This window comes from Azospirillum sp. TSO5, from assembly GCF_003116065.1.
Lineage (GTDB): Bacteria > Pseudomonadota > Alphaproteobacteria > Azospirillales > Azospirillaceae > Azospirillum.
Genome location: NZ_LGQY01000094.1, coordinates 1 through 3,653, shown reverse-complemented (window position 1 = coordinate 3,653; position 3,653 = coordinate 1). Strand labels below are relative to the sequence as shown.

Sequence of the window (3,653 nt, the reverse complement as noted above, 5' to 3'; positions counted from 1 at the left end):
ATGCAGTCCTTGCTTGCAGCATGAGTTCCCAGTCCGTTCTCACATCCCGGACAATCTGATCACTTTCGTGTAGTGACCCCACCATGCGGGAAAGCCGCGCGGCGGAGGCGACGGGTGCCGGTGTTGTCGTCGAAAGTGAGATCGGCAATCCAAGGAGACGAGCATGGCACCGCCGTCATCGGCCATGATTTTCCAGAACCCTGCGACCGGCCAGACGGAAGCGGTGTCCAACAGGGCAGGGGTCTGGGCGTTCCTGGGCGGTCCGTTCTACTTCGCCGCCAAGGGCGAATGGATCCACGCCGCGATCCACGCCGTGCTGACAGTCATCGCCCTGCTGCTTTGGCCCACCGGGATCCTCATGCTCCTGGGGCTCTGGTTCGGCTACGCCTGCGCGACGCCGACCATCCTGGAGGCGCGCTACAAACGCCTGGGCTGGCAGCGGATCCCGGCCTGAGGCGGTGTGGTGGACCGCCCACCAGCGCGTCCGCCGGTCATTTCGCCCGGCTTTGGAGCCGGTGCAACAGTTCGCCGACGATGCCGCGGCGGAAGACCAGGACACAGACGACGAAGATGCAGCCGATGACGACCGGCACCGGCAGGCTGGTCGCCGCCAGATAGCTTTCCAGCGTGACGACCAGCGCCGCACCGACCACCGGCCCCAGCAGCGTGCCCATGCCGCCCAGCAGCGTCATCAGCACCACCTCGCCCGACATCTGCCACGTCACGTCGGTCAGCGAGGCAAGCTGGAAGACGATGGCCTTGGTCCCGCCGGCAAGCCCGGCCAGCGAGGCCGACAGCACGAAGGCGACCAGCTTGTAGCGGTCGGTGCAGTAGCCGAGCGAGATCGCGCGCGGCTCGTTCTCGCGGATCGCCTTCAGAACCTGCCCGAAGGGCGAATGCACGGTGCGCCAGATCAGGGCGAAGCCGCCGACGAAGATCGCCAGCACGGTGTAGTACATGGTCAGCGGCTGGTTCAGGTCGAACAGCCCGAACAGGGTGCCGCGCGGCACGCCCTGGATGCCGTCCTCGCCATGGGTGAAGGGAAGCTGCAGCGCCAGGAAGAAGATCATCTGGCTCAGCGCCAGCGTGATCATGGCGAAATAGATGCCCTGACGGCGGATGGCGATCAGGCCGAAGACCAGACCCATCGCCCCGGCCACCGCGGTGGCGGCGAGCAGCCCGAACTCCGGCGCCCAGCCCCAGACCTTCACCGTGTGGGCGGAGATGTAGGCCGCCCCGCCGAAGAAGGCGGCATGGCCGAAGCTGAGCAGCCCAGCATAGCCGATCAGCAGGTTGAAGGCGCAGGCGAACAGCGCGAAGCACAGCACCTTCATCAGGAAGACGGGATACAGCACGAAGGGGGCGGCGACGGCCATCAGCAGCAGGGCGCCGGCGATCAGGACGGTGCCGGTGCCGCGGGAGGACCCGCGCATGGCGATGGTGGTGGAGTTGCTGGCGACGGTCATGGATCAGCGCTCCCGTCCGAAGAGGCCCGCGGGCTTGATGAGAAGAACGATCGCCATCACGACGAACACGACGATGTTGGACGCCTCCGGATAGAAGACCTTGGTCAGCCCCTCCAGCAGCCCCAGCCCCAGCCCGGTGACGATGGCGCCCAGGATCGATCCCATGCCGCCGATCACCACCACGGCGAAGACGATGATGATGAGGTTGGAGCCCATCAGCGGCGACACCTGGTAGATCGGTGCGGCCAGCACCCCGGCCAGCCCGGCCAGCGCCACGCCGAAGCCGTAGGTCAGCGACACCATCACCGGCACGTTGATGCCGAAGGCCTGGACCAGCGTCGGGTTCTCCGTCGCCGCGCGCAGATAGGCGCCGAGCTTGGTCCGCTCGATGGCGTACCAGGTGCCGAAGCAGACGGTGAGGGAGGCGACGACCACCCAGGCGCGATAGTTCGGCAGGAACATGAAGCCCAGGTTCTGCCCGCCCTTCAGCGCGTCGGGGATGGGATAGGGCTGGCCCGACACGCCATACTGGTGGCGGAAGGCGCCTTCCAGGATCAGGGCGAGGCCGAAGGTCAGCAGCAGGCCGTAGAGATGGTCCAGCTTGTACAGCCGCGACAGCATCGACTTCTCCAGCGCGATGCCCAGCAGCCCGACCGCCAGCGGCGCCAGCACCAGCGCCCACCAGTAGCCGAGCCCGAGAGAGGTCAGCAGCAGCCACGCCACGAAGGCGCCGACCATGTAGAGCGCGCCGTGGGCGAAGTTGATGACGTTCAACATGCCGAAGATCACCGCCAGCCCAAGGCTGAGCAGCGCATAGAAGGAACCATTGATCAGGCCGAGCAGAAGCTGCCCGAACAGGACTTGGGGCGGGACGCCGAGGAGTTGGAACATGATTGTCCTCCCGCTCACACGCCGAGATAGGTGTGGAGCTTGTCCATGTTGGCGTTGAGCTGGTCGTTGGGGATCATGTCCACCACATGGCCCTCCTCCATCACGTAATGGCGGTCGGCGATGGTGGAGGCGAAGCGGAAGTTCTGCTCCACCAGCACGATGGTGAAGCCGCGCGCCTTCAGCGCCCGCACCGCGACGCCGATCTGCTCGATGATGACCGGAGCCAGACCCTCGGTCGGCTCGTCCAGCAGGATCATGGTGGCGCCGGTGCGCAGGATGCGGGCAATCGCCAGCATCTGCTGCTCGCCGCCCGACAGGCGCGTGCCCTGCGTGCTCCCACGGCCCTTCAGGTTGGGGAACAGGTCGTAGATCTGCGGGATCGTCATCCCGCCGTCCTTCACCACCGGCGGCAGCGTCAGGTTCTCGTCCACGCTGAGGCTGGAGAAGATGCCGCGCTCCTCCGGCACATAGCCGATGCCCAGCCGCGGGATGCGGTGCTGGGCCATGCCGATCAGCTCCTGCCCCTGGAAGCGGATGGAGCCGGTGCGCTTGCCCATGATCCCCATGATCGCGCGCATGGTGGAGGTCTTGCCGGCGCCGTTGCGGCCCAGCAGCGTCACCACCTCGCCCTGCCGCACCTCCAGGTTGACGCCGTGCAGCACATGGCTTTCGCCGTAGAAGCCGTGCAGGTCGGCGATCTCCAGCATCGCCGTTCCGGTGTGGGCGGTCTTCGTCTGCATCCCGTCAGGCATGTCCGGTCCCCATATAAGCTTCCATCACCTGCGGGTTCTTCGAGACGACCTCGTAGGGTCCCTCCGCCAGGATCTCGCCGCGACGCAGAACGGTGATGGTGTCCGACAGGTGGGCGACGACCGACAGGTTATGCTCCACCATCAGCACGGTGCGGTCGGCGGCGACGCGCTTGATGAGAGCGGCGGTGCCTTCGATGTCCTCGTGGCCCATGCCGGCCAGCGGCTCGTCCAGCAGCATCACCTCCGGGTCGAGCGCGAGCGTGGTGGCGATCTCCAGCGCGCGCTTGCGGCCATAGGGCAGCTCAGCCGCCAGATGGTTGGCCCAGGGGGAGAGGTTGACCGCCTCGATCAGTTCCAGCGCCCGGTCATGCAGGTCGTAGAGCGACGACTCGGACTTCCAGAAATGGAAGCTGGTGCCGAGCGGGCGTTGCAGGGCGACCCGGACATTCTCCAGCACGCTGAGGTGCGGGAAGACGGCCGAGATCTGGAAGGAGCGGACCAGCCCCATCAGCGCGATGTCGGCCGGCTTGGTGCGGGTGATGTC

At 66.5% G+C, this 3,653-nt stretch carries 5 protein-coding genes; 1 reads left to right on the top strand and 4 read right to left on the bottom strand.

The genetic code is table 11. The features are described from left to right. The first annotated feature begins 163 nt into the window (after positions 1 to 163). Positions 164 to 454, top strand: a complete 291-nt coding sequence (locus TSO5_RS22570) for a hypothetical protein (RefSeq protein WP_109153738.1) — start codon at positions 164 to 166, stop codon at positions 452 to 454. Positions 455 to 491: 37 nt separating this feature from the next. Here the strand turns inward: TSO5_RS22570 and TSO5_RS22565 are convergent, their stop codons facing one another. The 4 genes from TSO5_RS22565 to TSO5_RS22550 form a co-directional block, all read right to left on the bottom strand. Continuing rightward, positions 492 to 1,376 carry a branched-chain amino acid ABC transporter permease gene (locus TSO5_RS22565; protein ID WP_247870901.1) on the bottom strand — a complete coding sequence of 295 codons (885 nt, stop codon included), beginning with the start codon at positions 1,374 to 1,376 and terminating at the stop codon, positions 492 to 494. Between the two features lie 93 nt (positions 1,377 to 1,469). Further along, positions 1,470 to 2,357, bottom strand: a complete 888-nt coding sequence (locus tag TSO5_RS22560; protein WP_109153736.1) for a branched-chain amino acid ABC transporter permease — start codon at positions 2,355 to 2,357, stop codon at positions 1,470 to 1,472. A 14-nt stretch (positions 2,358 to 2,371) separates the two neighbouring features. After that, on the bottom strand, positions 2,372 to 3,109 hold the full coding sequence (locus TSO5_RS22555; RefSeq protein ID WP_109153735.1) for an ABC transporter ATP-binding protein: 738 nt from the start codon (positions 3,107 to 3,109) through the stop codon (positions 2,372 to 2,374). Continuing rightward, positions 3,102 to 3,653, bottom strand: a 552-nt coding sequence (locus TSO5_RS22550; RefSeq protein WP_109153734.1) for an ATP-binding cassette domain-containing protein, incomplete at its 5' end; no start/stop codon positions are given. The genes TSO5_RS22550 and TSO5_RS22555, both read right to left, overlap by 8 nt.

What these genes read in the sequence shown, in the direction of transcription:
- TSO5_RS22570 (WP_109153738.1), top strand. Translation starts at nt 164, where the DNA reads ATGGCACCGCCGTCATCGGCCATGATTTTCCAGAACCCTGCGACCGGC.
- TSO5_RS22555 (WP_109153735.1), bottom strand. Translation starts at nt 3,109, where the DNA reads ATGCCTGACGGGATGCAGACGAAGACCGCCCACACCGGAACGGCGATG.
- TSO5_RS22565 (WP_247870901.1), bottom strand. Translation starts at nt 1,376, where the DNA reads ATGGCCGTCGCCGCCCCCTTCGTGCTGTATCCCGTCTTCCTGATGAAG.
- TSO5_RS22560 (WP_109153736.1), bottom strand. Translation starts at nt 2,357, where the DNA reads ATGTTCCAACTCCTCGGCGTCCCGCCCCAAGTCCTGTTCGGGCAGCTT.